This is a genomic window from Micromonospora sp. NPDC000121 (assembly GCF_042899165.1).
Lineage (GTDB): Bacteria > Actinomycetota > Actinomycetes > Mycobacteriales > Micromonosporaceae > Micromonospora.
The window spans coordinates 1010865-1028443 of record NZ_JBIAZP010000001.1 but is presented as its reverse complement, the minus strand read 5'-3'; the positions used below and the strand labels follow the sequence as shown (position 1 = coordinate 1028443).

The following is a 17579-nucleotide window of genomic DNA, read 5'->3' as shown; positions in this document are numbered from 1 at the left end:
TCACGTAAGGAGCGCACCGTGAGCGACCAGCACGACCACGACGGTCCCGACGCCGCGCTGCGGGCCGACATCCGCCGCCTCGGCACCCTGCTCGGGCAGACCCTCGCCCGCCAGGAGGGCCGGCCGCTGCTCGACCTGGTCGAGGAGATCCGCGCGCTGGTCCGCTCCGACGCCCCGAGCGCCGCCCAGCGCCTCGCCGGCCTCGACGTCACCACCGGCACCAAGCTGGCCCGCGCCTTCTCCACCTACTTCCACCTGGCCAACATCACCGAGCAGGTGCACCGGGCCCGGGACCTGCGCCGCCGCCGGGCGATCCAGGGCGGCTGGCTGGACCAGGCGGCCAAGATGATCGCCGAGCGCGGGGTGCCGGCCGAGGAGATCGCCGCGGCGGCCCGGCGGCTGGCGGTACGCCCCGTCTTCACCGCCCACCCGACCGAGGCGGCCCGCCGGTCGATCCTGTCCAAGCTGCGCGCGATCGCCGACGAACTGGACACCGAGACCGCCAACGCGATCCTCTACGGGGCCAGCGACGAGGGCCCGGCCAACCGCCGCCTCGCCGAGCTGCTCGACCTGATGTGGCAGACCGACGAGCTGCGGCTGGACCGGCCCGACCCGACCGACGAGGCCCGCAACGCCATCTACTACCTGCGCGACCTCTACGCCGAGGCGGCGCCGCAGGTGCTCGACGACCTCGCCGACACGCTGCGCACCCTCGGCGTGGAGACCTCCCCGACCGCCCGGCCGCTGACCTTCGGCACCTGGATCGGCGGCGACCGCGACGGCAACCCGTTCGTCACCCCGACCGTGACCCGCGAGGTGCTGACCATCCAGCACGAGCACGGCATCGCGGCCACCGAGAAGGCGATGGACCACCTGATCAACGAGGTGTCCGTGTCCCGGCGGCTGCGCGGGGTGTCGCTGGACCTCTCCGCCAGCCTCGCCGCCGACCTGGACGCGCTGCCCGAGGTGGCACCCCGGTTCCGCCGGGTCAACGCCGAGGAGCCCTACCGGCTCAAGGCCCGCTGCGTGAAGGCGAAGCTGGCCAACACCCGGCAGCGGCTGCGCCAGGGCACCGCGCACGTGCCCGGCCGGGACTACCGCGGCTCGGCCGAGCTGATCGCCGACCTGGAACTGCTGCGCGCCTCGCTGGCCCGCAACTCCGGCCAGCTCACCGCCGTGGGCCGGCTGGCCTCCACCATCCGTACGGTTTCCGCGTTCGGGCTGCACCTGGCGACCATGGACGTGCGGGAGCACGCCGAGGCCCACCACGCCGTGCTGGCCCAGCTCTACGCGGCCGTCGGCGAGGTCTCCGACTACCCCTCGCTCACCCGCCTCGAACGGACGAAGCTGCTCGCCGACGAGCTGGCCGGCCGCCGGCCCCTGTCCACCCTGGACACCCCGCTGACCGAGGCGACGCGCAAGACGTTCGACGTGTTCGGCACCATCCGCGAGGCGCAGGACCGGTTCGGCAACGAGGTCATCGAGTCGTACATCATCTCGATGACCCTCGGGGTGGACGACGTGCTCGCCGCGGTGGTGCTGGCCCGCGAGGCCGGCCTGGTCGACGTGCACAGCGGCCGGGCCCGGATCGGCTTCGTCCCGCTGCTGGAGACCCCGGCGGAACTCAACGCCGGTGGCGAGCTGCTCGACGAACTGCTGTCGCTACCGGCCTACCGGGCGCTGGTCGCCGCCCGGGGCGACGTGCAGGAGGTGATGCTGGGCTACTCAGACTCCAACAAGGAGGCCGGCATCACCACCAGCCAGTGGTCCATCCACCGGGCCCAGCGGGCGCTGCGCGACGTGGCCGCCCGGCACGGCGTGCACCTGCGCCTCTTCCACGGCCGTGGCGGCACCGTCGGGCGCGGCGGCGGGCCCACGCACGAGGCGATCCTGGCCCAGCCGTACGGCACGCTGGACGGCGCGATCAAGGTGACCGAGCAGGGCGAGGTCATCTCCGACAAGTACTCGCTGCCCTCACTGGCCCGGGAGAACCTGGAGCTGACCCTCGCCGCGGTGCTCCAGGCCACGCTGCTGCACACGGGGCCCCGGCAGCCCGCCGAGATGCTGGAGCGCTGGGACGCGGCGATGGAGCTGGTCTCCGACGCGGCGTTCCGGTCGTACCGGTCGCTGGTCGAGGACCCGGACCTGCCCGCGTACTTCTGGGCCTCCACGCCGACGGAGCTGCTCGGGGCGCTGAACATCGGCTCCCGGCCGGCGAAGCGGCCCAACACCGGGGCCGGGCTCGCCGGGCTGCGCGCCATCCCGTGGGTGTTCGGCTGGACCCAGACCCGGCAGATCGTGCCCGGCTGGTTCGGGGTCGGTTCCGGCCTGGCCGCCGCGCGGGCGGCGGGGCTGGAGGACGTGCTGGCCGAGATGCACCGCAACTGGCACTTCTTCCGCACGTTCCTGTCCAACGTGGAGATGATGCTCACCAAGACCGACCTGAGCATCGCCCGCCGGTACGTCGAGACCCTGGTGCCGAAGAAGCTGCACCCGATCTTCCACAAGATCGAGGCAGAGTACGAGCTGACCAAGCAGGAGGTGCTGGCGGTGACCGCCTCGCCCGCCCTGCTGGAGAGCTCCCCGGTGCTCCAGCGCACCCTGGCCGTCCGCGACACCTACCTGGAGCCGCTGCACCACCTCCAGGTGGCCCTGCTGCGCCAGTACCGGGAGTCCGGGGCGGCGGGCCGGGCGGTGGCGACCGCGCCGGGCGGCCGGCGGGCCCCGAGCGACGGCACGGCGCTGGAGCGCGCCCTGCTGACGACGGTCAACGGCATCGCCGCCGGCATGCGCAACACCGGCTGAGGTGTAAGGAAGGGCACCTTGCTAACGGATTTTGTATAGCAAGGTGCCCTTCCTAACACGGTGACCGGCGGGAGCTCACTAGTCGCCGCCACCGCCGAAATCGCCGCCACCGAAATCGCCGCCGAAGTCGCCGCCACCGCCGAAATCGCCACCGCCGAAATCGCCGGACTGGTCGCCGCCGAAGTCGCCGGGCTGGTCGCCGTAGTCGGCGCCGTCGCCGAAGCCCTCCTCGTAACCGGCCGCGTAGCCGTAGCCCGGGTCGGCGAAAGCCGGCGAGAAGAGCGCGTCGGCGATCAGCAGGCCGCCGACCACGCCCGCGCCGGCGCCCAGCGCGGTCTTCCACCACGGCGTGGAGTACCAGCCCGCCGGCACCGGCCGGCCCTGGTAGTGCCCGCCCGGGTAGTAGTAGGGCGTGTCCCGGCCGGGCTGCGGGCCCGCCTTGAACGTCTGCCCCTGCACGTCGACCTGGCGCTCCCGGGTCAGCTCGCCGACACCCTGCGCGGCGGCCAGCGGGGGCAGCTCGGGGCCGGGGTCGATGCCCAGCGCCACCCGGGCGGCCCGGGCGTACGTCAGCCCCTCCAGCGCGGTCTCCCGGGCCAGGCGGTACTGCTGGACGGTCCGGGCCTGTTCGAGCTGACTGCCGGCCGCGTTGTAGCGCTCGCCCGCGTCGACCAGCGCCTGGCGGACCGCCGGATGGTCGCCGTGCAGGTTCATCACCTGTCCACCCAGGCGCTCGTACCAGCGTTGGGCGTCGGCCCGCACGTCGGCCAGGCTCCGCGCCTCCCGGGCGGCGCGCTCCCGCCGCCACCAGACGAACGCGCCCACCAGCAGCGCCGCCAGGATCACCACCAGCAGAATTTCCATGGCACGAACCTACCCGGGCCGGTCCGGTCGTACGCGTCTGGCAAGCTCCGGTGGTGGACATCTCGACGCTGGCCGTGGTGGTCGTCTGCCTCGCCGCCGGAGGCGCGGTGGGCTGGTACGCCGCCCGGGCCCGCTCGGCCACCGAGATCGCCCGGCTGGACGCCACGCTGCGGGCCACCCGGGAGGGCGAGGGCCGGCTGGAGCAGTCCATGCGGGCGCTGAGCTACGAGGCGACCGCGCAGTCCCAGGAGGCCGTCGCCCGGGCGGTGGCCCCGCTGCACGAGACGTTGCGCCGCTACGAGCAGCGGGTGGCCGAGCTGGAGCGGGACCGGGTCGACGCCTACGCCGAGCTGCGCGAGCAGGTCCGCACGATGAGCGCCGTCTCCGGCGAGCTGCGCACCGAGACCAAGCAGTTGGTGGCGGCGCTGCGGGCGCCGCAGGTGCGGGGCCGCTGGGGCGAGCACCAGCTGCGCCGGATCGTGGAGGCGGCCGGCATGCTGGAGCACTGCGACTTCTCCGAGCAGGTCACCGCCGCCACCGACCACCAGGGGGTCCGCCCCGACCTGGTGGTCCGGCTGCACGGGGGTCGGTCGGTGGTGGTGGACGCCAAGGCGCCCTTCGACGCCTACCTGACCGCGATGGAGGCCCGCGACGAGCGGGCCCGCGACACCCACCTCGACGCGCACGCGCGGCACCTGCGGGCACACGTCGACGCGCTGGCCGCGAAGTCCTACTGGGCCGCGTTCGACAGCACGCCGGAGTTCGTGGTGCTCTTCGTGCCGGCCGATCCGTTCCTCGACGTCGCGTTGCAGCGCGACCCGACGCTGCTGGAGCACGCGTTCGCCCGCAACGTGGTGCTGGCGACGCCGGCCACCCTGGTCGCGCTGCTGCGCACCGTCGCCTACTCGTGGCGGCAGGAGGCGCTGGCCCGCAACGCGGTGGCGGTGCACTCGCTGGCCCGCGAGCTGTACGGCCGACTGTCCACGTTGGGCGACCACGTCGGCAAGCTGGGCGCGTCGCTGGGCGGGGCGGTGACCGCGTACAACCGGGCGGTGGGGTCGCTGGAGGCCCGGGTGCTGGTCAGCGCCCGTAAGCTCGCCGAGCTGGGAGTCTCCGACCAGGAGCTGACCGCGCCGGCGCAGATCGAGCTGGCCCCCCGCCAGCCGCAGGCCCCGGAGCTGCTCGGCACCGCCGACGCGCCGACCGGTCGGTCGACACTGGACTGACGGGCGATTCCTATCACCTCTGATATGACAATGCGCATTCGCGCACGTCACGAAGTGGTCACAACGTACTCGTCGGTAGTGACACCGACCTGCGCCACCACGAAGGATTTTGGCCACGCGTGCCCTGCATCTGAGGGCCCTGTTCTCTGGAGGAAAGAGAACGTGAGCAAACCCCGAAACCTGAGCCGGCGTACCTCCGCCGCGCTCTTCGCGTCGGTCGTGGCGGCCAGCGCCGTGACCGTCGCGGGCGGAGCCGCGACCGCGAGCGCCGCACCCACCGCCGCCCCCGACGCCTCGCAGGCCACCCCCGTCGAGGCCCTGGGCTCGCACGACGCCAAGCTGCTCGCCGAGGCGGAGGCGAAGAAGGCCCCGACCGTCACGCTGATCGTCGCCACCGAGAAGGGCGAGGCGAAGGACGTCGCGGCCGACCTCAAGGCGCTCGGCGCCGCGGTCACCGAGCGGTACGACAGCATCGGCTACGTCCTGGCCAAGGTCCCCACCTCCAAGGTGGTCAAGGCGGCCACGCTGCCCGGCGTCTCCGCCGTGGACCTTGACGAGACCATTCAGCTCCCCGACCCGACGCCCGAGGTGGCCCCTGGCGGCAAGAAGGCGGCGAAGCAGGCCGCGACCCTGCCCGGCCCCGGCGCCGACACCCCGGCCGCGAACCCGTACATGCCGACGCACGAGACCGGCGCGGTCTCGTTCGTGAAGCAGCACCCGGAGTGGGACGGCCGCGGCGTCACGATCGGCATCATGGACTCCGGTGTGGACCTGGGCCACCCGGCGCTGCAGCAGACCACCACCGGCGAGCGGAAGATCGTCGACTGGGTCACCGCGACGGACCCGTTCGAGGACGCCACCTGGCGCGCCATGATCACCGAGGTGACCGGCCCGTCGTTCACCGCGTCCGGCGCGACCTGGAAGGCCCCGGCCGGCACCTACCGGTTCAACCGGTTCGCCGAGTCGGTCACCACCAACAGCGACCCGGCCGGTGACGTCAACCGCGACGGGGACCGGACCGACGCGTTCGGCATCCTCTACGACCCGGCCACCCACAACATCTGGGTCGACGCCAACCAGAACAACGACTTCACCGACGACGCCCTGATGCGGCCGTACAAGGAGAAGTTCGACGTCGGCCACTTCGGCACCGACAACCCGGCGACCCCCGTCGCCGAGCGGATTCCGTTCGTCGTGGAGTACCGCGAGGACGTGGACACCGCCCCCCTCGGCGGCCCCGGCCTGGTCGACTACGTCAACATCGGCATCGTCGAGAGCACCCACGGCACCCACGTCGCCGGCATCACCGCCGCCAACGACATGCTCGGCAACGGCGCCTTCGACGGTGCCGCGCCCGGCGCCAAGCTCGTCTCCGCCCGCGCCTGCTCGTGGGGTGGCGGCTGCACGTACGCCGCCCTCACCACCGGCATGGCCGACCTGGTGATCAACCGCAAGGTCGACGTGATCAACATGTCGATCGGCGGCCTGCCGGCGCTGAACGACGGCAACAACGCCCGCGCCGAGCTCTACAACAACCTGATCACCACCTACGGCGTGCAGATGTTCATCTCGGCCGGCAACTCCGGCCCGGGCCTGAACACCATCGGCGACCCGTCGGTGGCCGCCAACGTGGTCAGCGTCGCGGCGAGCATCAGCAAGGACACCTGGCTGGCCAACTACGGCTCCGTGGTGGCGCAGAAGAACGCGCTGTTCAACTTCTCCTCCCGTGGCCCGCGCGAGGACGGCGGCGTCAAGCCGAGCATCGCCGCGCCCGGCTCCGCCATCTCCACCGCGCCGACGTGGCAGCTCGGCAACCCGGTCCCCGAGGCCGGCTACCCGCTGCCCCCGGGCTACGCGATGCTGAACGGCACCTCGATGGCCTCCCCGCAGGCCGCCGGCGCCGCCGCCCTGCTGCTGTCGGCCGCCAAGGCGACCGACAAGGGCGTCACCCCGGCCGCGCTGCGCCGGGCGATCTACTCGTCGGCCAACCCGATCAAGAACGTCCCGACGTACGCCCAGGGCTACGGCATGTTCGACGTGGCGGGCGCGTGGAAGCTGCTGCGCAAGGGTGTGGAGACCCGCTCCTACACCTCCGCCGCCCCGGTCTGCACCGTGCTCTCCGGGCAGCTCGGCACCCCGCACCGGGGCACCGGCGTCTACAACCGCTGCGGCTCCGCCGACGGCGGGCACCGGGTCGGCCAGTCGAAGACCTACCAGGTCGAGATCACCCGTACCAGCGGGCCGGCCGGCGCCGTGAAGCACGTGGTGGGCCTGCGCGGCAACGACGGCACCTTCAAGGCGCCGAAGACCGTCTCGCTCCCGCTGAACAAGACCGTCACCGTCACGGTCACCGCCAAGCCCGCCACCGCCGGCGCGCACGGGGCGATCATGACGATCGACGACCCGCGCACCTCGGTCATCGACTTCGAGGTCTCCACCGTCGTCGTGGCCTCTAACGACGTGGCGAAGCCGGACTTCTCCTTCTCGGCCGAGGGCTCGGTCGACCGGAACGGCTTCACCTCGTACTTCGTGACGGTGCCGCCGGGCGCCGGTGCCCTGCAGGTGAACCTGTCGGGCATCGCCACCGGTTCGCAGACCCGGTTCATCGCGTTCAACCCGTACGGCGTCCCGGTGGAGAGCACCTCCAGCCTCGCCTGCTACACCAACTTCTCCGACGCCAACGCCTGCAAGCCGCAGGAGCGCGACTACCAGAACCCGATCGCCGGGGTCTGGGAGATCGAGGTGGAGTCCCGCCGGACCTCGCCGTCGCTGAACAACCCGTACCAGCTCACGGCGCGGGTGCAGGGCGTCGCGGTCGAGCCGGCCGTGGTCGAGCTGCCGTCGGTCGCCGCCGGTGCGGCGACCCCGGTGACCTGGTCGCTGACCAACACCTTCGGTCCGGTCGCGGTGGCCGGCCAGGGCGGCCCGCTCTCCAGCGTGCACGCCGAGCGGCCGACCATCGCCGAGGGCGCCTCGCAGGAGTTCACCGTGGAGGTGCCGGCGGGCGCGACCCGCTTCACCGCCCGGATCGGCAACCCGGCCAGCGCCGCCGCCGACCTCGACCTCTACGTCTTCCGGGGCGCCACGGAGGTCGGCCGGGCCGCCGACGGCGACTCGGAGGAGGCCGTGACCATCAACAACCCGGCGGCGGGCACCTACCGGGTGGTCGTCGAGGGTTACGCGGTCGACGGGGCCGGTGGCAGCACCGCCTACGACTACCAGGACTCGTTCTCCGCCGCGGCGCTGGGCAACCTCTCGGCGCCGGCCACCCCGCTCACCCTCGCCAACGGCGCCACCGCCACCCTGACCGGCACGGTGACCGCCCAGGCGACCCCGGCCGCCGGCCGGGCGCTCTTCGGTGAGCTGTCCGTGGTGACCACCGAGGGCGCGGTCGTCGGCCGCGGCGCCGTCTCCATCGGCACCGTGAGCTGACCCGTCCCGCACCGGAACACCGGAGCCCGCCCCCACCGTCGGGGGCGGGCTCCGCCCGTTTCCGGCCTTCGATGTCGCGCTGACTGTCCCACGCGCGTGCGGCGGTCTGTCCCGAGCGCGTACGGCGATCAGTCCCGGCCGCGTGCGGCGCCCTGCCGCCGGCCGCGTACGGCGGTCAGCCCGAGCGGGTACGGCGCCCTGCCCCCGGCCGCGTGCGGCGCTCGGAAGGCCCGCGCGGGCTCAGCCGCGGCGGGCGGTTTCGACCTGGAAGGGCGTGCCCTGCTGGCAGGTGGTGAGCAGGCCGGGCTGGACCCGACCGGTGACGGTCACCTTCGCGCCGGGCGTCAGCACGTCGCGCGGGCCGCCGATCAGCAGGTAGTTGTCGAGCAGCAGGCAGTTGGGCTCCACCCCGGGGGTGACGGTCCCGGTGAGCGTGGTCCCGCCCGCCGGCGGCGACGAGGGCGGCCGGCCGGGGGGCCTCGTGGGTGGCGGCAGGACGGGACCGGTCGCGTCGTCGCTGGTCGGCGGGCCGCCGGGGGTGGTCGGTTCCGGGCTGGGCGGGGTGGTCACTGGGGCTCCCGTCGGACTCGGGGTGGGGATGCCGCCGCCACCGTCCTGACCGCCGCAGGCGCTCAGCGCCACGCAGACGGCCAGCGCGGAGACGGCGAGCCGAAAGGTCCTCATACCCGTATCGGACGCACCGAAGCCCCGCGCCGTTCCCTGCCGGGTCAGCCGCGCGCCGCGGCAGCCGCCTTCATGTCCCGCTTGAGTTCCTGGGGCAGCGAGAAGGTCAGCCGCTCGTTGGCGGTCACCACCTCGTCCACGTCGGTGAACCCGCGCGCGGCGAGGTGGGCGAGCACCTCCTGCACCAGCTCGTCCGGGACGCTGGCGCCCGAGGTCAGCCCGACCGTGCGCGCCCCCTCCAGCCAGGCGTCGTCGATCTCGTGCGCGAAGTCGACAAGGTGACCGGCCCGCGCGCCGGCGTCCAGGGCGACCTCGACGAGACGTACGGAGTTGGAGGAGTTGCGCGAGCCCACGACGATCACCACGTCGCACTCCGGCGCGATCTCCTTGACCACGTGCTGCCGGTTGGAGGTGGCGTAGCAGATGTCGTCGCTGGGCGGCGACTGGAGCATCGGCAGCCGCTTCTTGAGCCGGGCCACCGTCTCCAGCGTCTCGTCGACCGAGAGGGTGGTCTGGGAGAGCCAGACGACCTTGTTCGGGTCGCGGACGGTGATCTTGTCAGCGTCCTCCGGGCCGTCCACGAGCTGGATGTGCTCCGGGGCCTCGCCGGAGGTGCCGATGACCTCCTCGTGCCCCTCGTGGCCGATCAGCAGGATGTCGTAGTCCTCGGCGGCGAACCGCTTCGCCTCCTGGTGCACCTTGGTGACCAGCGGGCAGGTCGCGTCGATCGCCTTGAGCGAGCGCGTGCGGGCCTGCTCGTAGACCTCCGGCGCCACGCCGTGCGCGGAGAAGATGACGGTGGCGCCCTCCGGCACCTCCTCGTTCTCCTCCACGAAGATCGCGCCCTTGGCCTCCAGGGTCTGCACGACGTGCTTGTTGTGCACGATCTGCTTGCGCACGTAGATCGGGGCGCCGTAGAGCTTGAGCGCCTCCTCCACGGTCTGCACCGCGCGGTCCACGCCCGCGCAGTAGCCGCGGGGCTTGGCCAGGAGCACGCGCTTGCCGGTCCGGGACGTCGCTTCAGCCTGAGTCACCCGCCCATCGTACGTGCCGCCCCGGAACGCGACATCGGCTGCGACCGCCGCCACAGGCGCGACCCGAGCCTGGCACCATGGGTGGCCTGGTCTCCGTGATCGAGCCGATGTTCACCCTCGGCGCGCCGGGCTTCCCGGTGGCCCACGACACGCCGTCGGCGGGGCAACAACTTCATGATCGACCGAGCCCGGACGGCGGGCCGTAGGGTGGGCGGGTGAGCACAGGCGAGGTGGGGCGGAGCACGTCCGAGGAGCCGTGGCCGGTCCGGGTGGTCAGCCAGAAGGTCGGTGCCTGGATCGCCCGGCTGGGCTGGGTGTGGGTCGACGGGCAGGTGGCGCAGATCAGCCGCCGGCCGGGCGCCACCACCGTCTTCCTCACCCTGCGGGACCCGTCGGCCGACCTGAGCCTGACCGTCACCACCAACCGGGACGTCCTCGACGCCGGCGCGCCGGAGCTGCGCGAGGGCGCCCGGGTGGTGCTGCACGCCAAGCCGGAGTTCTACGCGGCCCGAGGCACGCTCAGCCTGCGCGCCGACGAGATCCGGCAGGTCGGCCTCGGCGAGCTGCTGGCCCGGCTGGAGAAGCTCAAGAAGCTGCTCGCCGCCGAGGGGCTCTTCGACCGGGCCCGCAAGCGCCGGCCGCCGTTCCTGCCCAACCGGATCGGGCTGATCACCGGCCGCGCGTCGGCCGCCGAGCGGGACGTGCTGACCAACGCCCGCCGGCGCTGGCCGGCCGTGGAGTTCCGCACGGTCAACGTGGCCGTCCAGGGGCCGAGCGCGGTCCCGCAGATCGTCGACGCGCTCAAGGTGCTGGACGCCGACCCGTCCATCGACGTGATCATCATCGCCCGGGGCGGGGGCGGCATCGAGGACCTGCTCCCCTTCTCCGACGAGGCACTCTGCCGGGCGGTCTTCGCCTGCCGTACGCCGGTGGTCAGCGCGATCGGCCACGAGACGGACGCGCCGCTGGTCGACTACGTCGCCGACCTGCGCGCCTCCACGCCGACCGACGCGGCCAAGCGGGTGGTCCCCGACCTCACCGAGGAGGTACGCCTCATCCGGCAGGCCCGGCACCGCCTGGAACGCGCGGTGCGCAACCTCGTCGACCGCGAGTCGCACCGGCTCGACGGGCTGCGCTCCCGGCCGGTGCTGGCCCGCCCGCAGGTGATGGTCGACCAGCGGGCCACCGACCTGACCGGGCTCCGCCAGCGGGCCGGGCGCTGCCTGGACCACCGGCTCGCGGCCGCCGACGACGACCTGCGGCACACCCTGGCCCGGCTGCGCGCCCTCTCGCCGGCGGCCACCCTGGAGCGGGGCTACGCGATCGTCCAGCGGGCCGACGGGCACGTCGTGCGGGCCGCGTCCGAGGTGGACAAGGGCGACCCGCTGCGGGTCCGGCTCGCCGACGGCGAGCTGGCCGCCACGGTCGACGGCTGAACGGAGAGGGCAGGCACGATGTGGTGGGATGGCAGCGATGACTGACGAGAAGAAGGACGAGCGCCTCAGCTACGAGCAGGCCCGCGCCGAGCTGGCGTCGGTGGTCGAGCGGCTGGAGGCCGGCGGCACGACGCTGGAGGAGTCGCTGGCGCTCTGGGAGCGCGGCGAGAAGCTGGCCGAGGTCTGCCAGCGCTGGCTCGACGGCGCCCGCGCCCGGATCGACGCCGCCCGCCAGGAGCCCGCGTCCTGAGGTTCCCGCGCGTCGATCACGGGGTTCGTGGGAACGGGACGTCACCCGCACGAACCCCATGATCGACGCGGCGCGCGTCAGTTGAACAGGTTGTACAGCTCGGCCGGCGCCTCGACCACCTGGTCCGCCGGCGGCTTCTGCGCGGCGGTGGCGTTGCCGTAGTCCGAGTAGGTGATCCGGAGGTCCTGCGCCTTCGTCTGGCCGGCGGCCGGGATCTGGATGACCATCTCGCTGAGCCGCCCCTGCGGGTCGAGCTTCGCGGTGAACGGCACCGACTTCGCCTGCGCCCCGAGGGCCGTGATCACCGCCGGGTCCACCGAACCCGCCTGCGCCGCCTTCGAGACGTCGAGGGTGCCGGCGTATGCGCCCTCGCCCGTCTGCCGCACCTCGGTGATGCCCTGGGTCAGCACCTCGCTGCCCGCCGGGTCGACCTTGTCGAAGTCGAAGCCGAGGTTCCGGTTTCCCTTGATCCGGGTCTGGTCGAGGTGCTGGTACTTGCCGAGGTTCAGCTTCTGCACGCCCGGCAGGCTGCCCGCGGTCGTGCCGCCGAGGTCCAGCTTCACCCAGCTGTCCGGCTTGGCGTGGATGAGGTCGAGCTTCATGAAAAGGTCGTCGGTCGGCTGGCCGATCGTCACCCGCATCTCGGCGCTCTGGCTGGGCTCGTGCACCTGCCCCTCGGCGGTGGAGCCGGCGCCGGACATGGTGAACCGGAAGTTGCCGTTGCTGATCTCGCGGGTGGAGGCCAGCAGCGCCTGCTTGGCGTCCCCGGGGACCGGGGTCGCGGCGCCGGAGGCCGCCGCCGTGCCGGACGCCGACACGGACGGGGAGGCGGACGAGCCCGCCTCCGGTGTCCCGCTGGCGTTGCAGGCGGCCAGACCGGGAGTGAACAGCGCGGCGGCCACCAGGCCGGCGCTGAGGCGTCGAACAGTCATGCGTGTCTCCCACGTGGGTCACCCGACGCACCCTGGCGGCGCCGGAAACCGGGCGACGCGCCGCGTCGGCGGCGTCGCGCGAGCCCGGGGGCGGCCGCCGGAGCGGCCGGGCGGGCCCGCTTCCCTGTTGTTCCCTGCCGTCGCGTCGCACAATCACCGGTCTGTCCGGTTGCCCCGGTCGGGTGACCTCCGAACGCGGAAACGGGCGGTCGGCGGCCGCCGCTACCGGATCGACCCGGCCAGGTGTCGCAGCTCGTTGTCCCGGGCGTCGCCGACCACGATCACCGTCCGGTTCGGTTCGAGCAGCACGAGCGCCTGCTCGTTGGCCCGGGCGGTGTACCGCTGCCAGGTGCGCCCGCCGAGGTCGGTCTGCCCCTGGGGCTGCCCCTCGGCGGTCAGCTCGGCCGGCAGCAGCCGCTCCGGCGGCACGCTGCTCTGCACCAACTGGGCGCCCCGCCCCTCCGGGGTGAGGTAGCCCAGGCGCAGGCTCGCCCCGCCCTCGACCGTCTGGAAGGTCGCGTTGACCGTCCGCCACCCGTCGCCCAGCTCCCCCGGCTCGCTGACCGGGAACGCGTTGGCGGCCCGGGCCGACTCGACGGCGGGCGCCGGGTCGACCGTGACCGGCTGGTCGCCGCCGAGGAACCCCCGGTAGAAGGCGAGCAGCAGGGCGATCGGGACCAGCAGCACGAGCAGCGAGAGCGCCATGTCCTTCGGCGACCGCTCCGACTTGCGGGCGTCGACCGCGGGCGGCGGCGCGGGCAGCTCGCCCGTCTCCGCCGCGCCGCTGCCCGGTGCGGCCCCCGGCGCGGCGGGTGGCTCCACCAGTGCCGGCTCCCCCTCCGGTACGGCGGCGGCCGGGGTCGGGGCGACCGGCGGCTGACCGTCCGGCGGCGTCGAGTCGGCGGGTACGCGATCGGCAGGCTGTGCGGGTTCCACCCCGCCATCTTCCCGCACCGCCCGACCGGCCGTATCCGGGCCATCACCGCCCCGGCACGGCGCGCGGTCAGCCATCGTGTGAGGATCAGCGACACAGCCGGCAGCGGCGACGCCGCACCCTGCCGCCCCGCAACGTCGCGAGGAGGAGCCGTCATGACGAACACCACCAGGACGCGGATCCCACAGGATCTCGACCGCAACCTCGCCCTCGACCTGGTCCGGGTCACCGAGGCCGCGGCGATGGCCGCCGGCCGCTGGGTCGGCCGGGGCGACAAGGAGGGCGGCGACGGGGCCGCCGTCGACGCGATGCGCAAGCTGATCAACTCGATCCCCATGCGGGGCGTCGTGGTGATCGGCGAGGGCGAGAAGGACAACGCGCCGATGCTCTTCAACGGCGAGGAGGTCGGCGACGGCACCGGGCCGGAGGTGGACGTCGCGGTCGACCCGATCGACGGCACCACGCTGATGAGCAAGGGCATGCCGAACGCCCTGGCCGTGCTCGCGGTCGCCGAGCGCGGGGCCATGTTCGACCCGAGCGCCGTGTTCTACATGGAGAAGCTCGCCGTCGGCCCGGCCTACGCCGACGTGGTGGACATCAACGCCGGGGTGGCCGACAACCTCCGGCGGATCGCCAAGGTCAAGGGCACCGACATCTCCGAGGTGACGGTCTGCGTCCTGGACCGGCCCCGGCACGACGACCTGGTGGCGCAGATCCGGCGCGCCGGGGCGGGCATCCGCTTCATCTCCGACGGCGATATCGCGGGCGCCATCGCCGCCGCCCGCGGCGAGTCGGACGTCGACGTGCTGATGGGCATCGGCGGCACCCCGGAGGGGATCACCGCGGCCTGCGCCCTCAAGTGCATGGGTGGGGTGATGCAGGCCAAGCTCTGGCCGCGCGACGCCGAGGAGCGGGAGAAGGCGCTCGCCGCCGGGCACGACCTGGACCGGGTGCTCACCACCGACGACCTCGTCACCGGTGACAACTGCTTCTTCGTGGCGACCGGGGTCACCTCCGGCGACCTGCTGCGCGGCGTCCGCTACCGGGCCGGTGGGGCGTACACCCAGTCGATCGTGATGCGCTCGAAGAGCGGCACGATCCGGGTGATCGACTCGTACCACCGGTTGGAGAAGCTGGCCCTCTACTCGGCGGTGGACTTCGACGGTCGCCCCCTGGCCGAGCAGGAGTGACCGCCACCGGGACGATGGCCCCGCCGGCCCCGTCGGCGACCCGCCGGATCGCCGGCGTGGGCCTCGCGACCGCCTCCGGGGTCGCCGTGGCCGTGCAGTCCCGGATCAACGGCGAATTGGGCGTACGCCTGTCGGACGGCATCGCCGCCGCGGTGGTCTCGTTCGGGGTGGGCCTGCTTCTGCTGCTGGTGCTGGTTCCCGCCACCCCGGGCGGGCGGCGGGGGCTGGTGGCCCTGCGTGGCGCGCTGGCCGACGGCACGCTGCGGCCGTGGCAGTGCCTCGGCGGGGTGTGCGGCGCCCTGCTGGTGGCCGCGCAGGGGCTGACCATCGGCACCCTCGGCGTGGCCGTCTTCACCGTGGCGGTGGTCGCCGGCCAGTCCGGCAGCAGCCTGGCCGTCGACCGGGCCGGTCTCGGCCCGAACGGGCGCCAGCCCGTCACCGCCCAACGGCTGGCCGGCGCGGCGCTGACCGTGGTCGCCGTCCTGCTGGCCGTCGGCGACCGGCTCGGCGACCCGGGCACCCTCGGGCTGGCGCTGCTGCCGCTGCTCGCGGGGGTGGCCATCGCCTGGCAGCAGGCGGTCAACGGTCGGGTGCGGATGGCCACCGGCAGCGCCATGACGGCCACGCTGGTCAACTTCACCGCCGGAACGACGGCCCTGCTGGCGACCTTCGCCGTCGACGTCGCCGTCCGGGGCTGGCCGGCGGGCGACCTGCCCACCGAGCCCTGGTTCTACGTGGGTGGGCCGATCGGGATCGTGTTCATCGCGATCGCCGCCGCGATCGTCCGGTTCACCGGCGTGCTGCTGCTCGGCCTGGCCACCATCGCCGGTCAGATCGTCGGCGCCGTGCTGCTGGACGTGCTGCGGCCCACGACCGCCTCCCACCCGAGCCTCACCACCCTGCTCGGCGCGGCGCTGACCATGGTCGCGGTCCTCGTCACGGCGCTCGCCCCGGCCGCGCCCCGCCGGTCGGCCCGCTGACCGCCTGCGGGCCGCCCCCCCGCTGCCGCTGGTCACCGGGCACGGAGGGCGGTGACGGTCTCGGCGAGCACCTCGTCGAGCGGGGTGGGATCGATGCCGAAGGTCGCGGTGGCCGCGGTGGAGTCCAGCACGAACGGCCGGTCGAACTGGTAGGCCATCTCCCGCATCTCCTTCGCCGTCGGGTCGAACAACCCGCCCAGCCACAGCACCGGCCCGGGCATCCGGGCGAGCTTCGGAGCCGGCGCGCCGGCCAGCGCCGCCGCGCGGGCGGCCAGCTCGCGCAGGGAGACCGCCGGCGGCGTCGGCACGTGCCACGCGCGACCCCAGCCGCGTTCGTCGCCGGCCGCGGTGACCAGCGTCCGGGCCACGTCGCCCACGTACGTCCAGCTGTGCGGGGCGTCCAGGTCGGCGGGGACCAGTGCCCGCCGGCCGGCCAGCACCTGGGGCAGCACCAGCAGGGTGGGCACCGACTGCACGCCGGCGCCGAGGTAGTCCGAGCCCCGCACCTCGGTGACCCGCACCCGGCCCGCCTCGTGGGCGGCGAGCGCCTCGGCCCACATCCGGGCCCGGACCTGCCCCTTCACGCTGCTCGGCCGCAGCGGCGTCGCCTCGGTCATCGGCGCGTCGACGGGGCCGTAGCCGTAGAGGTTGCCGACGGTGGCGAGCACCGCTCCGCTTCGCTCGGCGGCGGTGAGCAGGGCCGTGGCCAGCGGCGGCCAGTCGGTGGTCCACCGGTGGTAGGCCGGGTTGGCGCAGTTGTAGAGCGCCGCCGCGCCGCTGGCCGCCGCGGTGAGCCGGTCGGCGTCGGTGGCGTCCGCGGCGATCCGCTCGATCGCCGGGTGCTCCGGCCCGCCGCCCCGGCGGGTCACCAGCCGCACCCGCTCGCCCCGTCCGGCGAGCAGGCGGGCGGTGGCGGTGCCGACGGGGCCGGCGCCGACGATCACGTGCAGTGCCATCAGGGGTCACCTTTCATAGCAGCGATTTCATTCGAGAGCAGTGCTCTCGCTCGGTGCCAGCATGACCCATGGCCACACTCCGAGTCAAGAGCACCGCTCTCGGTTTTGATCTGCGCTCTCATTCGTGGCAGGGTGGAGGCATGGCTGCACCCTCGATCCGCGCCCGGGTCCGCGCCGAGATGATCGACGAGATCAAGGCCGTGGCCCGGCGACACCTCGCCAGCGACGGCGCCAACCTGTCGCTCCGGGCGGTCGCCAGGGACATGGGCATGGTCTCGTCGGCGATCTACCGCTACTTCCCCAGCCGCGACGACCTGCTGACCGCGCTGATCATCGAGGCGTACGACGCGCTCGGCGAGGCCGTGGAGGCGGCCGACGCCGGATGCGACCGCCTCGACCTGCGGGGACGCTGGCACGCCGTCTGCCGGGCGGCCCGCGACTGGGCGCTCGCCCGACCCGCCGAGTACGCCCTGCTCTACGGCAGCCCCGTGCCCGGATACGCCGCCCCGGACGACACCATCGGCCCCGCCCAGCGACCGCCGCTGGCCCTGATCGGCATCCTCCGCGACGGGTTCGGCGACGATCGGCTCGACCCGCCACCGGCCGCCGAGGTGACCGAGCCGCTCCGCGCCGACCTGGCGGACCTGGCCGGGATGCTGGGCGGCGAGCTGCCCGAGGCGCTGCTGGCCCGGGGCATGGCCGGCTGGACCCAGCTCTTCGGGCTGATCAGCTTCGAGCTGTTCGGCCGGATCAACCGGATCCTCCCGCACCGGGACGCGTACTTCGACCACCAGACGGCCCTGATGGCCGACCTGATCGGGCTTCCCCGAGCGGACTGAGCCGATCCCGTACGACG

The 17579-nt window shown here is 73.6% G+C and carries 15 protein-coding genes; 9 read left to right on the top strand and 6 right to left on the bottom strand.

The genetic code is table 11. The annotated features are described in order from the left end of the window. Positions 1–18: 18 nt before the first annotated feature. The gene (gene ppc / locus ACFY23_RS05010; protein WP_350678491.1) at positions 19–2805 is read left to right on the top strand and encodes a phosphoenolpyruvate carboxylase; all 2787 of its coding nucleotides are present in this window, start codon (positions 19–21) and stop codon (positions 2803–2805) included. 78 nt (positions 2806–2883) lie between these two features. On the opposite strand, the gene ACFY23_RS05005 is transcribed toward ppc, so the two are convergent. Next, a complete protein-coding gene (locus tag ACFY23_RS05005) occupies positions 2884–3669 on the bottom strand; it encodes a hypothetical protein (protein WP_350678493.1) in 786 nt (261 codons plus the stop codon). Between the two features lie 53 nt (positions 3670–3722). Between ACFY23_RS05005 and ACFY23_RS05000 the strand changes: the two genes are divergently transcribed. After that, on the top strand, positions 3723–4895 hold the full coding sequence (locus tag ACFY23_RS05000) for a DNA recombination protein RmuC (protein WP_350678495.1): 1173 nt from the start codon (positions 3723–3725) through the stop codon (positions 4893–4895). 162 nt (positions 4896–5057) lie between these two features. Beyond that, positions 5058–8327 carry a S8 family serine peptidase gene (locus ACFY23_RS04995; protein ID WP_350678498.1) on the top strand — a complete coding sequence of 1090 codons (3270 nt, stop codon included), beginning with the start codon at positions 5058–5060 and terminating at the stop codon, positions 8325–8327. 240 nt (positions 8328–8567) lie between these two features. Here the strand turns inward: ACFY23_RS04995 and ACFY23_RS04990 are convergent, their stop codons facing one another. Together ACFY23_RS04990 and ACFY23_RS04985 are read right to left on the bottom strand one after the other, a co-directional pair. Continuing rightward, positions 8568–9011 carry a hypothetical protein gene (locus ACFY23_RS04990; protein WP_350678500.1) on the bottom strand — a complete coding sequence of 148 codons (444 nt, stop codon included), beginning with the start codon at positions 9009–9011 and terminating at the stop codon, positions 8568–8570. Positions 9012–9055: 44 nt separating this feature from the next. Beyond that, entirely contained in the window at positions 9056–10045 is a 990-nt protein-coding gene (locus ACFY23_RS04985) for a 4-hydroxy-3-methylbut-2-enyl diphosphate reductase (protein ID WP_350678502.1), read from the bottom strand. 77 nt (positions 10046–10122) lie between these two features. On the opposite strand from ACFY23_RS04985, the gene ACFY23_RS04980 reads away from it, so the two are divergent. Genes ACFY23_RS04980 through ACFY23_RS04970 form a run of 3 tightly spaced genes read left to right on the top strand, consistent with a single transcriptional unit; the run spans position 10123 to position 11731 of the window. Further along, positions 10123–10251, top strand: coding sequence for a hypothetical protein (locus ACFY23_RS04980; protein ID WP_350678505.1), 129 nt, complete (start codon positions 10123–10125; stop codon positions 10249–10251). A gap of 9 nt (positions 10252–10260) precedes the next feature. Continuing rightward, positions 10261–11481, top strand: coding sequence for an exodeoxyribonuclease VII large subunit (xseA, locus tag ACFY23_RS04975; protein WP_350678507.1), 1221 nt, complete (start codon positions 10261–10263; stop codon positions 11479–11481). A gap of 37 nt (positions 11482–11518) precedes the next feature. Next, positions 11519–11731: an exodeoxyribonuclease VII small subunit gene (locus ACFY23_RS04970; protein WP_350678613.1), complete on the top strand. Its 213-nt coding sequence runs from the start codon at positions 11519–11521 to the stop codon at positions 11729–11731. A gap of 77 nt (positions 11732–11808) precedes the next feature. Here ACFY23_RS04970 and ACFY23_RS04965 read toward each other — a convergent pair whose 3' ends face one another. Both ACFY23_RS04965 and ACFY23_RS04960 read right to left on the bottom strand, forming a co-directional pair. Continuing rightward, complete coding sequence (locus tag ACFY23_RS04965) at positions 11809–12663, bottom strand: hypothetical protein (RefSeq protein WP_350678508.1); 855 nt, start codon at positions 12661–12663, stop codon at positions 11809–11811. Between the two features lie 222 nt (positions 12664–12885). Continuing rightward, positions 12886–13599 carry a DUF4245 domain-containing protein gene (locus ACFY23_RS04960; RefSeq protein ID WP_350678509.1) on the bottom strand — a complete coding sequence of 238 codons (714 nt, stop codon included), beginning with the start codon at positions 13597–13599 and terminating at the stop codon, positions 12886–12888. A gap of 153 nt (positions 13600–13752) precedes the next feature. Between ACFY23_RS04960 and glpX the strand changes: the two genes are divergently transcribed. Together glpX and ACFY23_RS04950 are read left to right on the top strand one after the other, a co-directional pair. Continuing rightward, entirely contained in the window at positions 13753–14787 is a 1035-nt protein-coding gene (glpX, locus tag ACFY23_RS04955; RefSeq protein ID WP_350678511.1) for a class II fructose-bisphosphatase, read from the top strand. 14 nt (positions 14788–14801) lie between these two features. After that, on the top strand, positions 14802–15767 hold the full coding sequence (locus tag ACFY23_RS04950) for a DMT family transporter (RefSeq protein ID WP_350678615.1): 966 nt from the start codon (positions 14802–14804) through the stop codon (positions 15765–15767). A gap of 32 nt (positions 15768–15799) precedes the next feature. Here the strand turns inward: ACFY23_RS04950 and ACFY23_RS04945 are convergent, their stop codons facing one another. After that, positions 15800–16723, bottom strand: coding sequence for an NAD-dependent epimerase/dehydratase family protein (locus ACFY23_RS04945; protein ID WP_350678512.1), 924 nt, complete (start codon positions 16721–16723; stop codon positions 15800–15802). A gap of 140 nt (positions 16724–16863) precedes the next feature. On the opposite strand from ACFY23_RS04945, the gene ACFY23_RS04940 reads away from it, so the two are divergent. Then, entirely contained in the window at positions 16864–17562 is a 699-nt protein-coding gene (locus ACFY23_RS04940; protein WP_350678514.1) for a TetR/AcrR family transcriptional regulator, read from the top strand. Positions 17563–17579: the final 17 nt, after the last annotated feature.

Excerpts from the sequence above, each read along its gene's own strand:
- ACFY23_RS05005 (WP_350678493.1), bottom strand. The coding sequence starts at position 3,669 with ATGGAAATTCTGCTGGTGGTGATCCTGGCGGCGCTGCTGGTGGGCGCG.
- ACFY23_RS04990 (WP_350678500.1), bottom strand. The coding sequence starts at position 9,011 with ATGAGGACCTTTCGGCTCGCCGTCTCCGCGCTGGCCGTCTGCGTGGCG.
- ACFY23_RS04980 (WP_350678505.1), top strand. The coding sequence starts at position 10,123 with ATGGGTGGCCTGGTCTCCGTGATCGAGCCGATGTTCACCCTCGGCGCG.
- ACFY23_RS04970 (WP_350678613.1), top strand. The coding sequence starts at position 11,519 with ATGACTGACGAGAAGAAGGACGAGCGCCTCAGCTACGAGCAGGCCCGC.
- ACFY23_RS04965 (WP_350678508.1), bottom strand. The coding sequence starts at position 12,663 with ATGACTGTTCGACGCCTCAGCGCCGGCCTGGTGGCCGCCGCGCTGTTC.
- glpX (WP_350678511.1), top strand. The coding sequence starts at position 13,753 with ATGACGAACACCACCAGGACGCGGATCCCACAGGATCTCGACCGCAAC.
- ACFY23_RS04950 (WP_350678615.1), top strand. The coding sequence starts at position 14,802 with ATGGCCCCGCCGGCCCCGTCGGCGACCCGCCGGATCGCCGGCGTGGGC.
- ACFY23_RS04945 (WP_350678512.1), bottom strand. The coding sequence starts at position 16,723 with ATGGCACTGCACGTGATCGTCGGCGCCGGCCCCGTCGGCACCGCCACC.
- ACFY23_RS04940 (WP_350678514.1), top strand. The coding sequence starts at position 16,864 with ATGGCTGCACCCTCGATCCGCGCCCGGGTCCGCGCCGAGATGATCGAC.